Here is a 20,555-nt window from a genome sequence, read left to right as displayed (position 1 = left end):
ATATAAGAAGAAAAGAGATTCCAGAAGAATGGCAGCAAAAAAAAGAAAGAGAAGAAACACAGCACGAAAGAAGAAAAAGCAAAAAGACTTTGCAGGGTTCTATCAGGAAATTGCGGTTCTGTTAAGTTTTGCAGTTTGTCTTTTTTTATTTTTGAGTAATTTCAGACTCTGCGGAAAAGTGGGAAACACGGTAAGTTCCGCGCTGTTCGGAGTGCTGGGCGGTGTTCACTATGCTGCTCCTATTGTTATATTGATCATGATCCTTCTGCTGATCTCCAATCAGTATAGCAGCATCTCGGTAAAGAAGTCTTTTTTTATTGTTCTGCTCCTGTGTATGACTGCGGCGATATGGCAGATGGCGACAGACATCCGTATGTCTGATGCAGCAGTGTTGTACCGGTACGGATCGGAACATCATGCGGGAGGCGGAGTGGTCGGAGGTGTCATCGCTTCTTTTCTGTATAAGGAGCTGGGACTGGCAGGAAGTTATGTTGTCGTATTTTTTTTGACAGCAATTTCTATGATACTGATTACTGAGAGATCACTGCTCTCCTTTGTAAAGCGTGTGGCAGCATTTTTTGCACCCGAACGGACTTCAGGAAAGAAGACCAAAACAGCTGATAAGAGAAAGCCAAAAGAAAAAGAGGACAGGCAGGCATCAGGAATCAAGACTCCAAAGCTTCCAGACTTAAAGCTGAAAAGGAGAGAGAAACAGTCAAAGGTACTGGATGACCTTACTCTGATGCCGGAAGAGCCGGCAAAAGAACCGGACAAGCCGTTTGATCTGGACGAGATGATCGGACAGCCCGATGAGGAAGTACTGCCGGAGGAGCCGGAGCTGAAGCCGGGCAAAAGATCTTTTGTGAACAGAGAGAAATCAGAGCCTGAACCTATACCGGAGATTTCCATACATCCTTCTGCGCTGGAGGAGGGAGATTATGTGTTTCCGCCGGTGACTCTGCTGAAAAAGGGAAAGAAGGCCGGAGGAAACAGTCAGGCAGAACTTAAAAAGACAGCCCTGAAGCTGGAGCAGACGCTGAGAAACTTCGGCGTCAATGTGACGATTACGGACATCAGCTGCGGGCCGTCTGTTACCAGGTTTGAACTTCAGCCGGAGCAGGGAGTAAAGGTCAGCAAGATCGTCGGGCTTTCCGATGATATTAAACTGAATCTGGCGGCCCCGGACATACGGATCGAAGCTCCGATTCCGGGAAAGGCAGCAGTGGGCATCGAAGTGCCGAATAAGACCAATCAGGTGGTCATGTTCCGGGATCTGATTGAAAATAATGACTTTAAACGCTTCTCTTCCAATATCGCGTTTGCGGTAGGAAAGAATCTGGCTGGCAAGGTGATTATCTCAGACATTGCAAAGATGCCGCACCTTTTGATTGCAGGTGCCACAGGTTCCGGGAAATCAGTGTGTATCAATACGCTGATCATGAGTATTTTATATAAAGCAAGTCCCAACGATGTGAAGCTGATCATGATCGATCCCAAAGTCGTGGAACTGAGTACATATCAGGGAATCCCGCATCTTCTCATCCCGGTGGTCACAGATCCCAAGCAGGCATCCAGCGCGCTTAACTGGGCAGTTATGGAGATGGGAGACCGCTATAAGAAGTTTGCGGACGTCAATGTAAGAAATCTGACCGGATATAATGAAAAAGTAAAAGAGATGATGGAAAAGGGAATGGAAGGTGAAGACTTCCAGCCGCTGCCTCAGATCGTCATTATTGTGGATGAGCTTGCGGACCTTATGATGGTTGCGCCGGGTGAGGTAGAGGATGCGATCGTAAGGCTTTCTCAGCTTGCCAGAGCGGCAGGCATCCATCTGATCATTGCCACCCAGAGACCATCTGTCAATGTCATCACAGGACTGATCAAGGCTAATGTCCCTTCAAGAATCGCATTTTCTGTGTCCTCCGGGGTGGATTCCCGCACGATCATTGACATGAACGGAGCAGAGAAGCTCTTAGGAAAAGGAGATATGCTCTTTTATCCGGCAGGATACCAGAAGCCGGTCCGGGTCCAGGGAGCATTTATCAGCGATGAGGAAGTGGGACGTGTCGTAGACTTCTTAAAGAGCCAGAACATAGAAGATGACTACGGCAGTGAGATCAAAGAAAAAATGGAGACGGCCAGTGTGAAGGCATCGGTTTCGGCAGACAGAGACGAATATTTTGAAGATGCGGCCAAATTTATCATAGATAAGGACAAAGCATCCATTGCAAGCCTTCAGAGGATTTTTAAGATCGGATTCAACAGGGCGGCAAGGTTGATGGACCAGCTCTGTGAAGCCGGGATCGTCGGAGAAGAGGAAGGCACAAAGCCCCGTAAGGTTCTTATGAGCCAGGAAGAATTTGAACAATACAAAGAGGAATATTTATAGAAGAAAGGAATCCAACCAATGAAAACAGACATTCAGATTGCACAGGAAGCAAAGTTACAGCCAATCAGGGAAGTAGCGGCGTCTCTTGGGATCAGTGAAGACGATCTTGAGCTGTACGGCAAATATAAAGCGAAGCTGTCTTCCGGATTCATGAACGAAATCAAGGATCGTGAGGACGGGAAGCTTGTACTTGTGACGGCGATCAATCCGACTCCGGCGGGAGAAGGAAAAACTACGACCAGCATTGGTCTCGCACAGGGACTCACAAAGCTCGGGAAGAAAACGGTGGCTGCGTTAAGAGAACCTTCTCTCGGACCGTGCTTCGGGATCAAAGGAGGTGCTGCCGGAGGCGGATATGCCCAGGTGGTGCCGATGGAAGACTTAAATCTTCACTTTACCGGTGACTTTCATGCCATCACTTCCGCAAATAATCTTTTGGCAGCCATGATTGACAATCATATTCAGCAGGGAAATGCACTGAGGATCGATACGAGAGACATCGTCTGGAAACGATGCCTGGATATGAATGACAGGGCACTGAGAAATATTGTCGTGGGATTGGGAAGAAAAGTGGACGGAGTTGTCCGTGAAGATCACTTTGTGATCACGGTGGCCTCCGAGATTATGGCAATTCTCTGCCTTGCAAATGACATGGAAGATCTGAAGAAACGTTTAGGCAAGATCATTGTTGCCTATAATATGGATAAAGAACCTGTGACAGCAGCGGAATTAAATGCTGTGGGAGCCATGGCGGCCCTCTTAAAGGATGCCTTAAAGCCGAACCTGATCCAGACGCTGGAACATACGCCGGCCTTTGTACACGGCGGTCCTTTTGCAAACATCGCTCATGGCTGCAACAGTGTCCAGGCTACGAAGATGGCTTTAAAGCTTTCCGACATCACTGTCACGGAAGCAGGATTCGGAGCGGACCTTGGAGCCGAGAAGTTTTTGGATATCAAATGTCCGATGGCAGGACTCTCTCCGGATGCGGTTGTCCTGGTAGCAACGGTCAGGGCTCTTAAATATAACGGCGGCGTTTCCAAAGAAGATCTGGGGAGGGAAGATATCGACGCCCTGAGCAGAGGTATTGTAAATCTGGAAAAGCATATTTCCAACCTGAAGCAGTATGGGGTGCCTGTGGTTGTCACACTGAACCGGTTTGTCACAGACACGGAGGCTGAGCTGGACTTTATCAAACATTTCTGCGAGGAGAGAGACTGTGATTTTGCCCTGTCAGAGGTATGGGAAAAAGGCGGAGACGGCGGCATTGAGCTTGGAAAGGCAGTTCTCAGGACGTTAGAGACGAAAAAAAGCGAGTACCGCCCGCTGTATTCTTACGAGGATACTTCCATTGAAGAGAAGATTGAGACGATCGCCACAAAGATTTATGGTGCGGACAATGTAATCTATGCACCGGCGGCAGCCAGACAGAAAAAGCAGCTTACGGAACTTGGCTACGGAAATCTTCCGGTCTGCATGGCGAAAAACCAGTATTCTTTATCTGATGACCCGAAAAAGCTTGGCCGTCCGGAAAATTTTGATATTACGATCCGCGAAATCTATGTAAATGCAGGAGCCGGATTTGTTGTAGCGCTGACCGGAGATATCATGACCATGCCGGGGCTTCCGAAAAAGCCGGCGGCAGAAGGCATTGACGTAAACGAAGACGGTGAGATCACCGGTTTATTCTAGGAGTGACGAGAGGAAACAGACATGACACAGATAATAGATGGAAAAAAGATCTCAGCGGAGATCAAAGACGAGTTAAAGCAGGAAGTAGCAGCCATGAAAGCAGAGGGAAAAGAGATTGCTCTGGCAGTGATCCAGGTAGGTGAAGATCCTGCATCCTCTGTCTATGTGAGGAATAAGAAAAAAGCATGCGAATATATTGGGATTACTTCTGTATCTTATGAGATACCGGAAGATTCCACCCAGCAGGAACTGCTTGATCTGGTGGAAAAGTGCAACAAAGATCCAAAGATCAACGGGATTTTAGTCCAGCTCCCTCTGCCGCCGCATATGGATGAGGACGCAGTGATCCATGCCATTGATCCGAAAAAGGACGTAGATGGGTTTCATCCGGTCAGCGTGGGAAATATGGTAATTGGAAATGACGGATTTCTTCCGTGCACTCCGGCCGGCATTATAGAACTCCTGAAGCGGTCCGGTGTGGAGATCGGCGGAAAAGAATGTGTCGTCGTGGGAAGAAGCAATATTGTAGGCAAACCTATGTCCATGCTGCTGCTCAGAGAAAACGGTACCGTGACCGTCTGCCATTCCAGGACAAGGAATCTGCGGGAAGTATGCAGCCGCGCGGATATCCTGGTAGTAGCTGTCGGAAGGCCTAAATTCATTGATGCATCTTATGTCAAAGAAGGGGCTGTCATTATCGATGTGGGTATTCACAGAAATGAAAATAACAAGCTTTGCGGAGACGTGGATTTTGACGCAGTGAAGGAAAAGACATCTGCGATCACTCCGGTGCCGGGCGGCGTTGGACCGATGACTATCGCTATGCTGATGAAAAACTGTGTACAGTCAAAAAAATTGTTTGGAGAATAACAGATGAAAATACTTTTTATTTCTCTTGGATGTGATAAAAATCTTGTAGACAGTGAGGTGATGCTGGGACTGCTCACAGAGAGAGGACACACTTTGACGAACGACGAGGAAGAGGCGGATGTGATCGTCATCAACACATGCTGTTTCATTCATGACGCCAAGGAAGAGAGCATTAATACGATCCTTGAGATGGCAGCTTATAAAGAGCAGAATCTGAAAGCTCTCGTGGTCGCAGGATGTCTGTCTGAGCGCTATAAAGACGAGATACTGGAGGAGATTCCGGAAATTGATGCGGTACTCGGGACTACCAGTTACGATTCCATTGTCGAGGCAGTGGATGAGGCTCTTGCGGGCAATGGTTATGAACATTATGAGAGTATCGATTATCTTCCGGACAATTCCGGACACCGGCGTCTGGTCACAACTGGAAGCCACATGGCATACTTAAAGATCGCCGAAGGATGCGACAAAAGGTGCAGCTATTGTATCATACCAAAGATCCGGGGGAGATTTCGGAGTGTTCCGATGAAGGAACTGTTAAAGAGTGCCCGGGAGCTGGCTGCATCTGGTGTGACGGAACTTGTTCTGGTGGCTCAGGAGACGACTCTGTACGGGAAGGACCTGACAGGGAAAAAAGAGCTTCCAACGCTTCTGAAAGAGTTGTGCGGGGTGGAAGGAATTGAGTGGATCCGCCTGCTGTACTGCTACCCTGAGGAGATCACCGATGAGCTGATCCGGACCATAAAGGAAGAAGAAAAGGTTGTAAACTATATCGATATGCCGATTCAGCACTGCAGTGACGGGATTTTGAAGAGGATGGGCCGCAGGACATCCAAACATGATATTGAAACGATCATCGCAAAGCTTAGAAAAGAGATTCCGGATATGGCGATTCGTACAACGCTTATCACCGGTTTCCCTGGCGAGACAGAAGAACAGCACGAAGAACTGAAGGAGTTTGTGAGGCAGCAGCGCTTTGAGCGCCTGGGAGTCTTCACTTATTCTCCCGAGGAGGATACTAAGGCAGCAGAATTTGAGGGACAGATTGAAGAAGATGTGAAGGAAGCCAGAAGGGATGAACTGATGGCTCTGCAGCAGAAGATTTCTTATGAACATACTCATGAAATGGTTGGAAAAACCATCCGGGTCCTGATTGAGGGATACCTGTTTGAAGATGATGTGTATGTAGGCCGCAGCTATATGGATGCACCGAAAGTGGACGGATGTGTCTTTGTGACTTCACCGGAAGAACTGCTGACCGGAGACTATGTTTATGTGAAAATTACCAAAGGAAATGAGTACGATTTGATAGGAGAGATGGACTATGAATTTACCGAATAAACTAACGATATTGAGAGTATTAATGATACCGATTTTTATTTTTGTACTGCTGGCGGAACCGTTTGGCGAGATCAGCAAGTGGATTGCCGTGGCCATTTTTATCATCGCAAGCCTTACGGACTTTCTAGACGGACACATCGCGAGGAAGTACAATCTTGTGACCAATTTTGGGAAATTTATGGACCCTTTGGCAGATAAGCTTTTGGTCTGCTCTGCCATGATTGCTCTCGTGGGAATGAACCGCCTGGCATCATGGATCGCAATCATTATTATCGCCAGAGAATTTATTATCAGCGGTTTCCGTCTGATTGCATCAGACAACGGTGTGGTAATTGCAGCCAGCTATTGGGGCAAATTCAAAACCAATTTTCAGATGTTTATGATCATCATGCTGATCATCGACCTGGGAACCGGCACAGCGGTGCTTATTGAAAATATTTTAGTATACATTTCGCTTGTGTTGACCATCATATCATTGTTGGATTATTTATTAAAAAACAAGAATGTCTTGAAATAGAAGGAGACAATTATGACAGCAGAAATTATTTGTGTGGGAACAGAAATATTATTAGGCAACATTGTCAACACCAATGCTGCCTACCTGTCAGAACGCTTAGCCGCCCTTGGGATAAGCGTTTTTTTTGAGACCACTGTGGGTGACAATCCGGAGCGTGTGGAAGAAGTGATTCGGACAGGAATGAAACGGTCGGATATCCTGATCTTGTCAGGGGGTCTCGGGCCTACGAAGGATGACCTGACAAAAGAGATTGCGGCAAAAGCATGCGGACAGGAACTTGTGGAAGATGCAGAGGCGAAGGAGCGGCTCACTTCCTACTTTACGAGCATCAAACGCCCGATGACGGAAAACAATTTAAAACAGGCCATGGTGCCGGAAGACTGTACTGTTTTATACAACAAAAACGGCACAGCGCCCGGTATGGTGGTCAACGCACCGGAAGACAAGAAGATTATCCTGCTGCCGGGACCTCCAGGTGAGCTGATCCCGATGTTTCATGAGCAGGCAGAACCGATTCTTTCCCGACTTCAGCCTGGTATCTTATATTCCAAGGTTGTCAAGATCGACTGCCTGGGAGAAAGCTATGTGGAAACCCAGATCATGGACCTGATCGATGAACAGAGCAATCCGACGGTGGCACCGTATGCAAAATTAGGAGAAGTGCATTTGAGGGTGACGGCCAAGGCTGACTCTGAAGATGAGGCAAAGGAACTTGTCATGCCTATGGTGGAAGAACTGAAATCAAGATTTGGGGATAAGATTTATACCATTGAGGAAGACGAAACACTGGAGGAAGTGGTCGTAAAGATGCTTGAGAGCAGGGGCGATAAGATCGCCTGTGCCGAGTCCTGTACCGGCGGCCTGCTGGCCGGAAGGCTGATCAATGTTCCCGGGGCGTCAAATGTGCTGGAAGAAAGTTTTATTACTTACTCCAATGAAGCTAAAAAGAAGTATCTTGGTGTAAAAGAGGACACTCTGAAAGCCCACGGGGCGGTATCGGAAGAAACTGCCCGGGAAATGGCGGAAGGCGTCTTAAGAGCTTCAGGAGCCGACATCGGTGTGGGGATTACCGGACTTGCCGGTCCGGGAGGAGAGACCGGAACAAAGAAACCGGGGCTGGTCTATATCGGAGTCAGCAGAAAGGGAAATACTGTTGTGAAGAAGTATGATCTGAGAGGAAACCGCGCCAAGATCAGAGAAGTTTCTGTGTGCAGGGCACTGACGATGATACGGAAAGCGCTGTCAGAGTGATTGTAAAACATGTAAAAATATGTTAAAATAAAAGAGAAAAACAAGTACGAACAAATATTCGCCGAACACTTGTTTTTCTCTTTGTGCTATGATATAATCAAAAACAGTTCATAATAAGATAAAAGGAGAATACAGATGCAACAGACAGAGAAGTTAAAGGCATTGGATGCAGCTCTTACGAAGATAGAGAAAGATTACGGCAAAGGAGCCGTGATGAAACTTGGAGAATACCAGGCAGACATGAGCATTGAGACTACACCGACAGGATCTCTGAGCCTGGATATCGCTCTCGGAGTCGGAGGTATACCGAGGGGAAGGGTGATCGAGATTTACGGTCCGGAGTCAAGCGGTAAGACAACGGTCGCATTACATATGGTGGCAGAAGTGCAGAAGCGGGGCGGCATTGCAGGGTTTATAGATGCAGAGCATGCTCTCGACCCGGTCTATGCGCAGAATATCGGAGTGGATGTGGACAACCTCTATATTTCTCAGCCGGATACCGGAGAGCAGGGACTTGAGATCGCCGAGACTATGGTGCGTTCCGGCGCTGTGGATATCATTATCGTCGATTCTGTCGCAGCATTGGTGCCAAAGGCAGAGATCGACGGAGACATGGGAGATTCCCATGTGGGCCTCCAGGCAAGGCTCATGTCACAGGCTCTGAGAAAACTGACGGCTATCATCAGTAAGTCCAACTGTACCGTGATCTTTATCAACCAGCTGAGAGAAAAAGTCGGAGTCATGTTCGGAAATCCCGAGACAACGACCGGAGGCCGTGCTCTGAAGTTCTATTCTTCCATCCGTCTGGACGTACGGCGTATCGAGACACTGAAGCAGGCCGGGGACATGGTAGGAAACCGTACCCGTATCAAAGTAGTAAAGAATAAGGTTGCTCCGCCGTTTAAACAGGCAGAGTTCGATATCATGTTCGGTGAAGGCATCTCCAAAGAAGGCGATATTCTGGATCTGGCAGCCGGCGTGGATGTGATCAAAAAGAGCGGTGCATGGTATGCATATCAGGGCGAAAAGATCGGACAGGGAAGAGAGAATGCCAAGACATACTTAAAAGAACATCCGGAAGTAGCTCAGGAAGTGGAGTCCGCAGTCCGCAGGGAATACGGACTGGAAGCAGGAACAGAGGACGCCGCACCGGCAGAAGAAAAGCCGGATACAAATCAGCAGTAAGCGTCGGATATGAGAGTGACGATGCTGGAGCCGGTGGGAAAGAAGCAGATCAGACTTTATCTGGAGGATGAGCGGTATTGTCTTTTATATGCGGGGGAGGCCAGGCGGCTTGGCCTGAAAGAAGACATGGACTTATCCGAAGTACAGAAGAACGAACTGGACAGCATGCTCCTCAGCCGGGCCAAATTAAAGGCGATGAATCTTTTAAAAGTCTCTGACCGGACAAAGGAAGAGATCAGGATGAGGCTCAGGCGTCTGGAACTGCCTGAATCCTGTATAGAAGGAGCGGTATCCTATGTGGAAGGATACCACTATATAGACGATGAAGCCTATGTGAGGAATTATATCGGGTACCGGGGTTTTTCAAAGAGCCGCCTGAAACTCAGACAGGAATTGTTGAAGAAGGGGATAAGCCCGGAGCTGTTTGAACAAATTTGGGAAGAGTCTGCTGTCTCAGAGTCAGATATTCTGAGAACACAGATAAAAAAAAGAATTCGGCAGAAAGGACCGGTAACAGAGGAAAATTTCCAGAAGAATCTGGCTTTCTTTGCCAGAAAGGGATTTTCAATTCATGACATTTTAGAAATTCTTAAGGAATATAAAGAGTAATTCAGTTGATTTTTCTAGAAAACGGGATATAATAAGATTAGAACCAGAGTTACATGTCAAGTTCTTTAAGGAGATCGAATGAGAAAAAAATCACACATTTCATTGGCTGGACAAATTATGGACTCACTGAGACTGGAAGAAGTTTTTGACTATAAGTTACCGTTTTATGTCGGGAGTATCTGGCCGGACTGCAGACCATCCTTTTTGACAACACCGCATACTTTTGACATAACATATGATAAAATAGAGAATCAACTTGATGACTTTGTAGCAGACTACGATACCCTGAAGGGGATGAACATGCGCCGCTGTGCAAAGTTGGGAGTGATTATTCATTATATTGCTGATTACTTTACGTTTCCCCACAACAGCACTTACGAGGGCAATGTAAAAGACCATTGTATTTATGAGAGGGATTTAAAACACGGACTCAAAGAGTATCTCTCCACAGAAGAAGCCATGGAGCGCAAAGACAAGATTGTTCCGCTGAATTCTACAAAAGGTTTGTCTGAATTCATTCAGAACATCCATGCAGAATATATGCGCCGTGAACACAGCGTGGCAGATGATATTAAGTACATTGTGGATGTGTGCACCACAGTAGTGATGAGCATATTAAATATTATTAAGATCAGCTATGAGAATGTTGCTCTGAAAGTACAGTACGCATAAGCAGAAGAATCTATACCGCAGGATAGCTTTTATAAAAAGTCATCCTGCGGCATTTTTTTGTGGAAGAAGGAAATAATTTATAAATAAGAAAGGAGAACAGAGGTATGAGATTAAAAGATAAAGTAATCTTGATTACAGCTTCAACGAGGGGGATTGGTCTGGCGATAACGAAAGCGTGTGCAGAAGAAGGTGCTATTGTATATATGGGGGCCAGAAACCTGGAACGCGCGGGACAGAGAGCGGATGAGCTGAATCAGAAGGGTTTCCGGGTGAAGTATGTGTACAATGATGCCTATGAACCGGAAACTTACGACAGTATGGTGGAGGAAGTGGTGAAAAACGAGGGGCGTATCGATGTGCTTGTCAACAATTTCGGCACTTCAGATCCAAAGAAAGATATGGATATCAGTCATACGGACTGCAAAGATTTCCTGCATATCGTCAATACCAATCTGACCAGCGTGTTTGCGGCTTCCCAGGCAGCCATAAAATACATGGAAACACAGGGAGGCGGCAGCATCATTAATATCTCTTCCGTAGGCGGATTGGTGCCGGATATCTCTCAGGTTGCTTATGGAACCAGCAAAGCGGCGATCAATTATCTCACTAAATTGATTGCAGTCCAGGAGGCAAGGCACAATATACGGTGCAACGCTGTTCTGCCGGGCATGACGGCGACGGATGCAGTGCAGGATCATTTGAGCGAGGAGTTCAGAGAATTTTTCTTAAAACACACGCCGATCCGGAGAATGGGAAAACCGGAGGAGATCGCGGCGGCAGTCGTTTATTTTGCCGGTGATGAATCTGCTTATACTACCGGGCAGATCATGGATATATCCGGGGGATTCGGGAAAGCGACCCCTATTTTCGGAGACATGGCGGAAATGAAGCAGAAGCGCTGAAAAAGAGCAGGCACCAATACAGGATGCCTGCTCTTTCTGAATTTATTCCATAGAAAAGTCGCCTATGGAATAAAAACGCTCCACGGGTTGTACACAGATGCATAAGGGAATCATTTGACTGCGTCAAATCGCATCTGGCACGTAAAGTTGTCAATCCCCTCAGAGAATGAGAGGTTGGGGAGATAAGGTACTTGCCCACTTTGTTCCAATTTAGTTTTCTTCGTCATAGTTTGCGACCTGGCGTTTTCTTGCGGACGCATCGTTTTCCAGATATTCATCATAAGTCCCGAGGAAGTCGACCATGCCGCTGTCCGTAAATTCGATGATACGGTTGGCAGTAGTTTGTACAAATTGGTGATCCTGTGAACTGAACAGCAGGCCTCCGGTAAACTTGTGGAGCCCTTCATTCAGGGCGGTGATGGATTCCATATCCAGGTGGTTGGTCGGTTCATCCAAGATAAGGATGTTGGCTCCGCTGATCATCAGCTTAGACAGCATACAGCGGACCTTTTCTCCTCCGGATAAAACAGAAACTTTCTTTAAGGCTTCTTCACCGGAGAAAAGCATACGCCCGAGGAAACCGCGGACAAAGGTGACGTCCTTGTCTTCAGAGTACTGGCTGAGCCACTCTGCGATAGACATATCTTCACTGAAGTCCTTTGTGTTGTCCTTAGGGAAATAGGATTGGGAAGTCGTGACACCCCATTTGTATGTGCCCTCATCCGGTTCCAGTTCCCCGGCAACGATACGGAAAAAGGTTGTAGTAGCCAGTGTATTCGGGCCTACGAAAGCAATCTTATCTTCAGGATTCATGGTGAAAGAAACGTTATCCAACACCTTTACACCGTCAATAGTCTTGGAGAGTCCCTCCACTGAGAGGGCGTCGTTTCCAATGTCACGGGTTGGTTTAAAATTAATATAAGGATATTTTCTGCTGGATGGTTTGATCTCGTCCAGCTGGATCTTATCCAATGCTTTTTTTCTGGATGTGGCCTGCTTGGATTTGGAAGCGTTGGCGCTGAACCTTGCGATGAAGTCCTGCAGCTCCTTGATCTTTTCTTCTTTTTTCTTATTGGCATCCTTCATCTGCTTGGAGATCAGCTGGCTGGACTCATACCAGAAATCATAGTTTCCGGTGTAGAGCTGGATCTTCGCATAGTCAATGTCAGCGATGTGGGTGCATACCTTATTTAAGAAATAGCGGTCATGGGATACAACGATAACGGTGTTGTCAAAGTCTATAAGGAAGTCTTCCAGCCAGCGGATGGCTTCCAGATCCAAATGGTTGGTCGGCTCATCCAGCAGAAGGATATCCGGATTTCCGAATAATGCCTGGGCCAAAAGGACTTTGACCTTCTGGGAACCATTCAGTTCTGACATCTTAGAATAGTGAAGATCATTGTCAATACCAAGTCCATTCAGCAAAGTTGCGGCATCGGATTCGGCTTCCCAGCCGTTCATATCGGCAAACTCGGCTTCCAGTTCGCTGGCCTTAATGCCGTCTTCCTCTGTAAAATCCTCCTTGGCATAGATCGCGTCTTTTTCTTTCATAATTTCATAGAGCCGGGTGTTCCCCAGCATGACAGCATCCAGCACCGTGTATTCATCATACTGGTAGTGATCCTGTTTTAATACGGACAGCCTTTGGCCGTCTGTGATGGCTACCTCACCCTGAGACGGCTCCAGTTCACCGGACAGGATTTTTAAAAAAGTTGATTTGCCCGCTCCGTTGGCACCGATCAGGCCATAACAGTTGCCCTCTGTAAATTTGATGTTTACATCTTCAAATAATGCGCGTTTTCCAAGGCGCAGTGTCACATTGATTGCTTGTATCATGGAAATAAACCTTTCTTATTTAAATTTCGTTTGGGATCGTCTTTTTTCTATTTTACAGGAAAGTGAAACTTTTTCAAGTGATATTTCCGCAGAACAGTAAAATGTGCAAGGAAAAATACTTGACAAACAGAAAGATATCCGATAGACTAAATTTCGGTAAAGGAAAAACACTTTACAGGAGAGGCAACATGGAATGGATTGTAGAACAGACGCTTTTATACGATTTTTACGGAGAGCTTCTGACAGAACACCAGAAAGAAATATACGAAGACCATGTACTGAATGATTTGTCTCCCAGCGAGATTGCAGGAGAACACGGGATAACGAGACAGGCTGCCTACGATATGATCAGGCGCTGCAATAAAATTCTCGCCGGATATGAGAGAAAGCTACACCTTGTGGAAAAGTTTTTGAGGACGAAAGAAAAAGTAAGCGAGATTCATCTTCTGGCCAAGAGCATTTTAGATGCGGAAGATCAGGAACAGATGAAAACAGAGATCAGAAAGATTGAGCAGGTATCCAACGGGATTCTGGAAGATTTGTAACAGATCGCCGGTGTCTGCGGCGGATTCAGGAGGATGTTATGGCATTTGAAAGTTTATCTGAGAAACTTCAAAACGTATTTAAAAATTTGAGAAGCAAGGGACGCTTGACAGAGAGCGATGTAAAAGCAGCGATGAAAGAAGTGAAGCGGGCGCTTTTAGAAGCCGATGTCAACTTTAAAGTTGTTAAAACGTTTATTAAAGCTGTTCAGGACCGTGCTGTGGGGCAGGATGTATTAAACGGACTGAACCCGGGACAGATGGTCATTAAGATAGTAAAAGAAGAGATGGAAGCCCTGATGGGTTCCACAACCACCGAGATTCAGTTAAAACCCGGCAATGAGATCACGGTTATCCTGATGGCAGGTCTCCAGGGTGCGGGTAAAACAACGACTACGGCTAAGATCGCCGGAAAGTATAAACAGAAGGGAAAACGCCCGTTATTAGTGGCCTGTGATGTCTATCGTCCGGCAGCGATCAAACAGCTTCAGGTCAATGGAGAAAAACAGGGTGTCCCGGTATTTTCCATGGGAGATAAGATGAACCCTGTGGATATCGCAAAGGCATCCATCGAGCATGCGGCGAAGAACGGCAACAACATTGTCATTCTGGATACAGCGGGCCGTTTACATATCGACGAGGATATGATGACAGAGCTGATTGCCATCAAGCAGGCCGTCGATGTGCATCAGACCATTCTTGTAGTAGATGCCATGACCGGACAGGATGCGGTCAATGTGGCAAAAGATTTTAACGAAAAAGTCGGAGTCGACGGTGTCATCATTACAAAGATGGATGGCGATACCAGGGGCGGGGCGGCATTATCGATCCGTTCTGTCACAGGGAAACCAATTTTATATATTGGTATGGGAGAGAAGCTGGATGATCTTCAGCAGTTCTATCCTGACCGCATGACGAGCCGGATTCTCGGAATGGGAGATGTGCTGACTCTGATCGAGAAGGCAGAAGCTACCGTGGATGAGGAAAAAGCTCTGGAGATGCAGCAAAAACTCCGAAAAGCTTCTTTTACCTTTGACGACTTTTTAGAACAGATGGAGCAGGTAAAGAAGATGGGAGGGCTTGCCGACATGCTGTCCATGATCCCGGGACTTGGGAATCAGTTAAAGGGTGCAGACCTGGATGACAGTATGATGGACCGGACCGCATCAATCATCTATTCGATGACGAAGGAAGAGCGGGCTACGCCGGAAATCATCAATCCTTCCAGAAGAAAAAGGATTGCTGACGGTGCAGGGGTGCCGATCTCAGAAGTCAACAAGCTTTGCAAACAGTTCCAGAACCAAAAGAAGATGATGAAGCAGATGTCAGGTATGTTTGGTGGCAAGGGCGGAAAAAAAGGCAGATTTAAATTACCTTTTTAACGCTTTGTTATAGATATTATTAACTATTAAAAATTATGGAGGTGAAACAGATGGCAGTAAAGATGAGATTAAAAAGAATGGGACAGAAAAAGTCTCCTTTTTATAGAGTGGTTGTAGCAGATTCCAGATCTCCGAGAGATGGAAAATTCATCGAAGAAATCGGTACTTACGATCCGAATCAGGATCCAAGTGTGATCAAATTCGACGAAGACGCTGCAAAAAAATGGTTATCTCAGGGAGCACAGCCGACAGATACTGTTGCAAAATTACTTAAAGTTGCTGGAATTGAAAAATAGTTAGGAGGCAAAACGCATGAAACATTTGTTAGAAGTGATTGCAAAAGCCCTCGTAGATCAACCGGACGAAGTAACAGTAATCGAGCGTGAGACTGAAGATGCTTTAATCTTGGAATTACATGTTGCCCCAGGTGATATGGGAAAAGTCATTGGCAAACAGGGAAGGATTGCAAAGGCGATCCGGACTGTGGTCAAGGCTTCCGTTGATAAAGGCGACAAAAAGATTGTTGTAGATATACAATAAAGGTTAAAATCCTGTAATCAAGGTGTTATACTGAGGTTACAGGATTTTTTGTGTCATAAATCCCAGTATATTATAACAGAAGGAGAAAGACTATGATCCAGTTGGTATCTTGGAATGTAAACGGGCTGAGAGCCTGTGTGAAAAAAGGATTTTTAGATGTGATGGAGCAGCTGGATGCAGATATATTCTGTATTCAGGAAACAAAGCTTCAGGAGGGCCAGATCGATCTGGAACTTCCGGATTATTATCAATATTGGAATTACGCAGAGAAAAAAGGATATTCAGGGACGGCGGTATTTACAAAGATTAAGCCTTTGTCTGTAAAAAATGGAATCGGTGTCGATGAGTTTGACCACGAGGGACGAGTGATCACTCTGGAGTTTGACGACTATTTTCTTGTGACCTGCTATACTCCGAATTCCCAGAGTGAGCTTGCCAGATTATCCTACCGGATGGACTGGGAAGAAAATTTCAGAGAGTATCTGCTCAAACTTGAAGAGGACAAGCCCGTGATCCTCTGCGGCGACCTGAATGTGGCGCACACGGAGATCGATTTGAAGAATCCAAAGACAAACAGGAAAAATGCGGGATTTACGGATGAGGAGAGAGAAAAATTCACGAAACTTTTAGAGGCAGGATTTATTGATACATTCCGCCATTTTTACCCGGATGTGACCGAGGCATACAGCTGGTGGTCCTATCGGTTCAGGGCAAGGGAGAAGAATGCGGGATGGCGCATTGACTATTTCTGTGTTTCCGAGGGCCTTGAAGAACGCCTGGCAGAGGCAGTTATCCACACAGATATTTATGGTTCTGACCACTGCCCGGTTGGATTGTATCTGGAATAACAGAAAGGACTGAGGCTTATGAAGACGCTGAAAAAAGCAGCTAAAATCATGGCAGCGGTGATCACTGCAGTCGTGTTTGTGTTTACAGGATTGCTGATCTTTGTTACGGTGATGGAATACCGGCCCCAAAAGACAGAAAGTATAAAAAAATCAGAGGGAACCAGAGAGGTTTCCAGAGAAGATCCATTTACCGTGGTCAGTCTGAATACCGGATACGCCGGTCTTGGAGAGGACGAAGACTTTTTTATGGACGGAGGCACGAAAGTGAGACCGGACAGCAAGGCTCAGGTGGAGGAAAATCTTGCAGGAATTGCGGGGATACTGAAGGAACACAGAGCGGACACTTATTTTCTGCAGGAAGTGGATCTGGATTCCAAGCGCTCTTATTCCACTGATCAGAAGAAGTATTATGAGACGATGCTCGGACTGGGCGGGATGTTCGCCTATAACTTCAAAGTGGCATATGCTCCGTATCCCTGGCCAACCATCGGACATGTGGAGAGCGGTCTTTTGACGCTGACGGACGCCAGGATAAACCAAGCCGAAAGGATAGCACTGCCGGAATCTTTTTCATGGCCTCTTAAAACGTGCAATCTGAAACGGTGCCTTTTAAAGACGAGGGTGCCGGTCAAAGGATCCAGGGCGGAGCTTGTACTGATCAATCTGCATTTGGAAGCCTATGATTCCGGAGAAGGAAAAGAAGCTCAGAGCAAAATGCTTCTGAAAGTGCTGGAAGAAGAATATAAGAAAGGGAACTACGTGATCGCAGGAGGAGATTTTAACCAGACTTTTGAGGGCATCACCAAGTATCCGATCCGCAGTAAAGAAGACTGGACACCTGGGGCAATCGGTAATGAGATACTTCCGGCGGGTTTTCAATTTGCCATTGATGATTCATATCCCACATGCCGTCTCCTGAACAAAGCCTATGAGAAGGATTCACAGGTTTATGTGATCGATGGCTTTATTGTCTCGCCGAATGTACAGGTGGAACAGGTGAAAGTCATGAATCATGATTTCCGTTATACAGACCATCAGCCGGTCAGGCTGAAAGTAAAACTTAAATAGAAAAGAGGCTCCCTGTATTTTGACAATACAGGGAGCCTTCTTTTTAATCGTCTTCTTTCAGGTCAATCTTTTCCGAAGCCTGATACAGGTTAATAATATCTGTTAAAGACTCTTCCATCTTTTCCTGTATCCCTTCAAGTTTATTGGGGTCTACATTGTAATTCAGGAATAATTTCTCTATGTTTTCTGTGACATGATGTCCCAAATGTGAAATGAGCAGGAAGGTATCAAAGTTCTTGCTGTTCTTTGCGTTTACAAAGCGCTTTAAGTCACTTTGGATAAATTCGAGGATCTCGCGGTCGCTGGCAAACTTGCCATGGATCATGGCATAAGGCTGCACCCGCTGCAGAAAGTATTTGTTGTGGCGGGTGATATTAAATACATAGGATACGATCAGACCGTCTCCCAGATCAAATTCTGCTATGTGCATAATGCTGTTATATTCTTTGATCGACGTGGCGCCCAGCTGACGCAGATTAATGTTAATAAAATCGCCGGTTACTGTGTTTTCATTCATAAAAAATTCTCCTTAAAATAATAATTTCATGTTTATGCAAAGCGGATCAGCAGAAAAATAGAACAGATAAATACGGAAAGGATCATCATAGGAAAGCCAATTTTAAAGTATTTTCCGAAAGAGATAGGGTAACCTGCATTTTTACTGATACCGGAAAGGACTACGTTGGCTGAAGCACCGACCAGAGTACCATTTCCACCGAGACAAGCACCGAGAGAGAGTGCCCACCATAAAGGGGTCACATCTACACCATGTGACTGGATTGTCATAATCATTGGAATCAGAGTGGCCACAAAGGGAATATTGTCAAGGAAGGATGAAACAACCGCAGAGATCCAAAGAATCAGAAGCATGGTCATGGTTATATTTCCTCCGGTGACAGAGAGCAGAGCATTTGCAAGAACTGTGATGACTCCGACTTTTTCCAGACCACCAACGACAATAAATAATCCCACAAAAAAGAGGATTGTCGGCCATTCGACACTCAGAATAATGTCTTCCGGATCTTGCCCGCCGATAATTAACATCAGACAGGCAGCAGCTAAAGCAATGGTAGCAGACTGCATTTTTAACTGGTCATGAAAAACAAAACATAATGCCACGACCAAGAGAATGATCACACTCTGAATCAGCAGCTTTTTACTTTTGATTGCTTTTGATTCGTCAAGCTTCATAACTTCTTTGATATTTTTGTCTTCTACGGTCAGACTGTTTCCATAGATAAAGCGAAAGCAGATGAGGGATGCGATGATAACAAAAACTACTGCAAATCCAGTATTTAGAATGAAATCAACAAAGCTGAGTTTTGCTGCACTTCCAATCATAATATTGGGTGGATCACCGATTAGAGTGGCAGTACCTCCAATGTTGGAAGCCATAATCTGGGTGATGATGTACGGAACCGGATTGACTCTCAGAATATTGGTAATTGCCAATGTCATTGGACCGACCAGAAGTACAGTTGTAACATTGTCTAACAGTCCTGATAAAACGGCAGTGATGATAACAAACGTGACCATAATGGGCCATGGACGTCCTTTTGCCAGTTTTGCAGCTTTAATTGCAATATATTCAAAGATACCGGAATTCTTAACAACTGCAACTAAGAGCATCATACCCACGAGAATGCCGATCGTTTCAATGTCTACGGCGTCGACACATTCGTCGATGGTGAGAATATGGGTCAAAATTAAAAGGACCGCACCTGAGATTGCGGCAACGGTATTGTGAATTTTGTCTGAAATGATTGCGGCCATGGTGATTAAAAAAATGGCAACTGCAATAATCTGTTGTAGTGACATGATAGTTCCTCCTAATCATTAAATTTAATTCTTATTGTATCACCAACAGACAGGATTTTCACAATTTATGTAGATGTTTTTTATTCAGAACAAGGAAGTTTGCTGTAATTACAAGAATGGATGGAAAGAGGATTTCAAATTTCAGAGAAGATAAAGGCTGCTTCTCTGAGAGGGGATACATTAACAGCAAAACAGCTGTCCCGATAAGACAGCTGTTTCATCCATTGATTATATTTTGTCTACAATTTTGTCGTACAAGTCCAGACAGCAATGACATTCTTCTTCAGAGAAATGAGAACAGTTCAGGCAGCTCTCGCATTTAGCATCGTCTCCGTTACTGACATTTTTGACAGAGTGGTCACGGCCGCAAGGGCAGTACTGACTGCAGTTGATCGCTACTTCTTCATATATTTTATTCTGATCTGACATCTGATAAAGCCTCCTTTTTAAATTTGAAGTTACTTTATCAGTATTGACGGATCTATTCCGGATAATTCAGATTTTTCTCATTTGCAGTATATAAAGAAAACGTCAAATATTTGTAAGCAAGGAGTTTTGCCATAGGAAGATTCATATCGAGGTAATTTCCGCAGTCTCTGGGAGATGCCCCGGGAACATCTCCCTCAAAGTCTCGTATATACTCAAATGTTTCTTTTACCAGTTCAAGTATCTCACTGGATGTCTGATCTCCGGCCAGGATCAGATAGAAACCGGTACGGCAGCCCATAGGTCCAAAATAGATGACTCGGTCTTTATATTGAGCATGGTTTCTTAAAAAGGTTGCGCCCAGATGTTCGATGGTATGAATCTCGGCGGTGTTCATAACTGGTTCTTTATTTGGTGCGGTCATCCTCAGGTCATAGGTTGTCAATGTCTCTGTCCCAATAGAATCCCTGCGGGATACATATACTCCGGGCAGAAGGTCTAAGTGGTTGACCGTAAAACTTTCAATTTTCTGCATTGAAAAAACCTCCATATATTATGTTTGTCTGAATATTAATGTAAATAGTATATCAATATTATACCAGAGATAAAAGAAAAAGCACGAAAATTACATATTAACTGATGATCTCAGGGAATTTTAAAAAAAATG

At 45.5% G+C, this 20,555-nt stretch carries 21 protein-coding genes; 16 read left to right on the top strand and 5 right to left on the bottom strand.

The window, feature by feature from the left end:
- The first annotated feature begins 28 nt into the window (after window positions 1–28).
- The 10 genes from DWV34_RS12475 (at window position 29) to hdhA (ending at window position 11,428) form a co-directional block, all read left to right on the top strand.
- Window positions 29–2,389: a DNA translocase FtsK gene (locus DWV34_RS12475; RefSeq protein ID WP_118476401.1), complete on the top strand. Its 2,361-nt coding sequence runs from the start codon at window positions 29–31 to the stop codon at window positions 2,387–2,389.
- An 18-nt stretch (window positions 2,390–2,407) separates the two neighbouring features.
- Window positions 2,408–4,081 carry a formate--tetrahydrofolate ligase gene (locus tag DWV34_RS12470; protein ID WP_006568915.1) on the top strand — a complete coding sequence of 558 codons (1,674 nt, stop codon included), beginning with the start codon at window positions 2,408–2,410 and terminating at the stop codon, window positions 4,079–4,081.
- A 21-nt stretch (window positions 4,082–4,102) separates the two neighbouring features.
- Entirely contained in the window at window positions 4,103–4,951 is an 849-nt protein-coding gene (gene folD, locus DWV34_RS12465; RefSeq protein ID WP_006568916.1) for a bifunctional methylenetetrahydrofolate dehydrogenase/methenyltetrahydrofolate cyclohydrolase FolD, read from the top strand.
- 3 nt (window positions 4,952–4,954) lie between these two features.
- Window positions 4,955–6,292 (top strand): 30S ribosomal protein S12 methylthiotransferase RimO, encoded by a 1,338-nt coding sequence (rimO, locus tag DWV34_RS12460; RefSeq protein ID WP_006568917.1) that lies wholly within the window; start codon window positions 4,955–4,957, stop codon window positions 6,290–6,292.
- Window positions 6,276–6,809, top strand: coding sequence for a CDP-diacylglycerol--glycerol-3-phosphate 3-phosphatidyltransferase (pgsA, locus tag DWV34_RS12455; protein WP_009288713.1), 534 nt, complete (start codon window positions 6,276–6,278; stop codon window positions 6,807–6,809). Before rimO ends, pgsA begins: the two co-directional genes overlap by 17 nt.
- A 12-nt stretch (window positions 6,810–6,821) precedes the next feature.
- Window positions 6,822–8,060 (top strand): competence/damage-inducible protein A, encoded by a 1,239-nt coding sequence (locus DWV34_RS12450; protein WP_006568919.1) that lies wholly within the window; start codon window positions 6,822–6,824, stop codon window positions 8,058–8,060.
- A 135-nt stretch (window positions 8,061–8,195) separates the two neighbouring features.
- A complete protein-coding gene (gene recA / locus DWV34_RS12445; protein WP_006568920.1) occupies window positions 8,196–9,245 on the top strand; it encodes a recombinase RecA in 1,050 nt (349 codons plus the stop codon).
- A 9-nt stretch (window positions 9,246–9,254) separates the two neighbouring features.
- Window positions 9,255–9,854 carry a regulatory protein RecX gene (locus tag DWV34_RS12440; RefSeq protein ID WP_024727967.1) on the top strand — a complete coding sequence of 200 codons (600 nt, stop codon included), beginning with the start codon at window positions 9,255–9,257 and terminating at the stop codon, window positions 9,852–9,854.
- A 78-nt stretch (window positions 9,855–9,932) separates the two neighbouring features.
- Window positions 9,933–10,526 (top strand): zinc dependent phospholipase C family protein, encoded by a 594-nt coding sequence (locus DWV34_RS12435; protein WP_006568922.1) that lies wholly within the window; start codon window positions 9,933–9,935, stop codon window positions 10,524–10,526.
- Between the two features lie 104 nt (window positions 10,527–10,630).
- A complete protein-coding gene (hdhA, locus tag DWV34_RS12430; protein ID WP_006568923.1) occupies window positions 10,631–11,428 on the top strand; it encodes a 7alpha-hydroxysteroid dehydrogenase in 798 nt (265 codons plus the stop codon).
- 210 nt (window positions 11,429–11,638) lie between these two features.
- On the opposite strand, the gene DWV34_RS12420 is transcribed toward hdhA, so the two are convergent.
- Entirely contained in the window at window positions 11,639–13,264 is a 1,626-nt protein-coding gene (locus DWV34_RS12420; protein ID WP_006568924.1) for an ABC-F family ATP-binding cassette domain-containing protein, read from the bottom strand.
- Window positions 13,265–13,452: 188 nt separating this feature from the next.
- On the opposite strand from DWV34_RS12420, the gene ylxM reads away from it, so the two are divergent.
- The 6 genes from ylxM to DWV34_RS12390 all read left to right on the top strand — a co-directional run bounded on the left by ylxM (window position 13,453) and on the right by DWV34_RS12390 (window position 17,644).
- A complete protein-coding gene (ylxM, locus tag DWV34_RS12415; RefSeq protein ID WP_022260843.1) occupies window positions 13,453–13,809 on the top strand; it encodes a YlxM family DNA-binding protein in 357 nt (118 codons plus the stop codon).
- A gap of 38 nt (window positions 13,810–13,847) precedes the next feature.
- A complete protein-coding gene (gene ffh, locus DWV34_RS12410; RefSeq protein WP_006568926.1) occupies window positions 13,848–15,188 on the top strand; it encodes a signal recognition particle protein in 1,341 nt (446 codons plus the stop codon).
- Window positions 15,189–15,238: 50 nt separating this feature from the next.
- A complete protein-coding gene (rpsP, locus tag DWV34_RS12405; RefSeq protein WP_009288711.1) occupies window positions 15,239–15,484 on the top strand; it encodes a 30S ribosomal protein S16 in 246 nt (81 codons plus the stop codon).
- A 16-nt stretch (window positions 15,485–15,500) separates the two neighbouring features.
- Window positions 15,501–15,728: a KH domain-containing protein gene (locus DWV34_RS12400; protein ID WP_006568928.1), complete on the top strand. Its 228-nt coding sequence runs from the start codon at window positions 15,501–15,503 to the stop codon at window positions 15,726–15,728.
- Window positions 15,729–15,820: 92 nt separating this feature from the next.
- Window positions 15,821–16,576: an exodeoxyribonuclease III gene (locus DWV34_RS12395; protein ID WP_006568929.1), complete on the top strand. Its 756-nt coding sequence runs from the start codon at window positions 15,821–15,823 to the stop codon at window positions 16,574–16,576.
- An 18-nt stretch (window positions 16,577–16,594) separates the two neighbouring features.
- Window positions 16,595–17,644: an endonuclease/exonuclease/phosphatase family protein gene (locus tag DWV34_RS12390; RefSeq protein ID WP_006568930.1), complete on the top strand. Its 1,050-nt coding sequence runs from the start codon at window positions 16,595–16,597 to the stop codon at window positions 17,642–17,644.
- 43 nt (window positions 17,645–17,687) lie between these two features.
- Here DWV34_RS12390 and DWV34_RS12385 read toward each other — a convergent pair whose 3' ends face one another.
- The 4 genes from DWV34_RS12385 to DWV34_RS12370 all read right to left on the bottom strand — a co-directional run bounded on the left by DWV34_RS12385 (window position 17,688) and on the right by DWV34_RS12370 (window position 20,423).
- Window positions 17,688–18,161, bottom strand: coding sequence for a hypothetical protein (locus DWV34_RS12385; protein WP_006568931.1), 474 nt, complete (start codon window positions 18,159–18,161; stop codon window positions 17,688–17,690).
- A gap of 32 nt (window positions 18,162–18,193) precedes the next feature.
- Window positions 18,194–19,462, bottom strand: coding sequence for an ArsB/NhaD family transporter (locus DWV34_RS12380; RefSeq protein ID WP_006568932.1), 1,269 nt, complete (start codon window positions 19,460–19,462; stop codon window positions 18,194–18,196).
- Between the two features lie 228 nt (window positions 19,463–19,690).
- Window positions 19,691–19,891, bottom strand: a complete 201-nt coding sequence (locus DWV34_RS12375) for a hypothetical protein (protein ID WP_006568933.1) — start codon at window positions 19,889–19,891, stop codon at window positions 19,691–19,693.
- A gap of 52 nt (window positions 19,892–19,943) precedes the next feature.
- Window positions 19,944–20,423, bottom strand: coding sequence for an S-ribosylhomocysteine lyase (locus tag DWV34_RS12370; protein ID WP_009288710.1), 480 nt, complete (start codon window positions 20,421–20,423; stop codon window positions 19,944–19,946).
- Between the last annotated feature and the right edge of the window lie 132 nt (window positions 20,424–20,555).

The organism is Anaerostipes sp. AF04-45 (assembly GCF_003461725.1).
Classification (GTDB): domain Bacteria; phylum Bacillota; class Clostridia; order Lachnospirales; family Lachnospiraceae; genus Anaerostipes; species Anaerostipes caccae.
The sequence above is the reverse complement of the archived record's forward strand: the minus strand, read 5'-3'. Positions and strand labels throughout refer to the sequence as shown.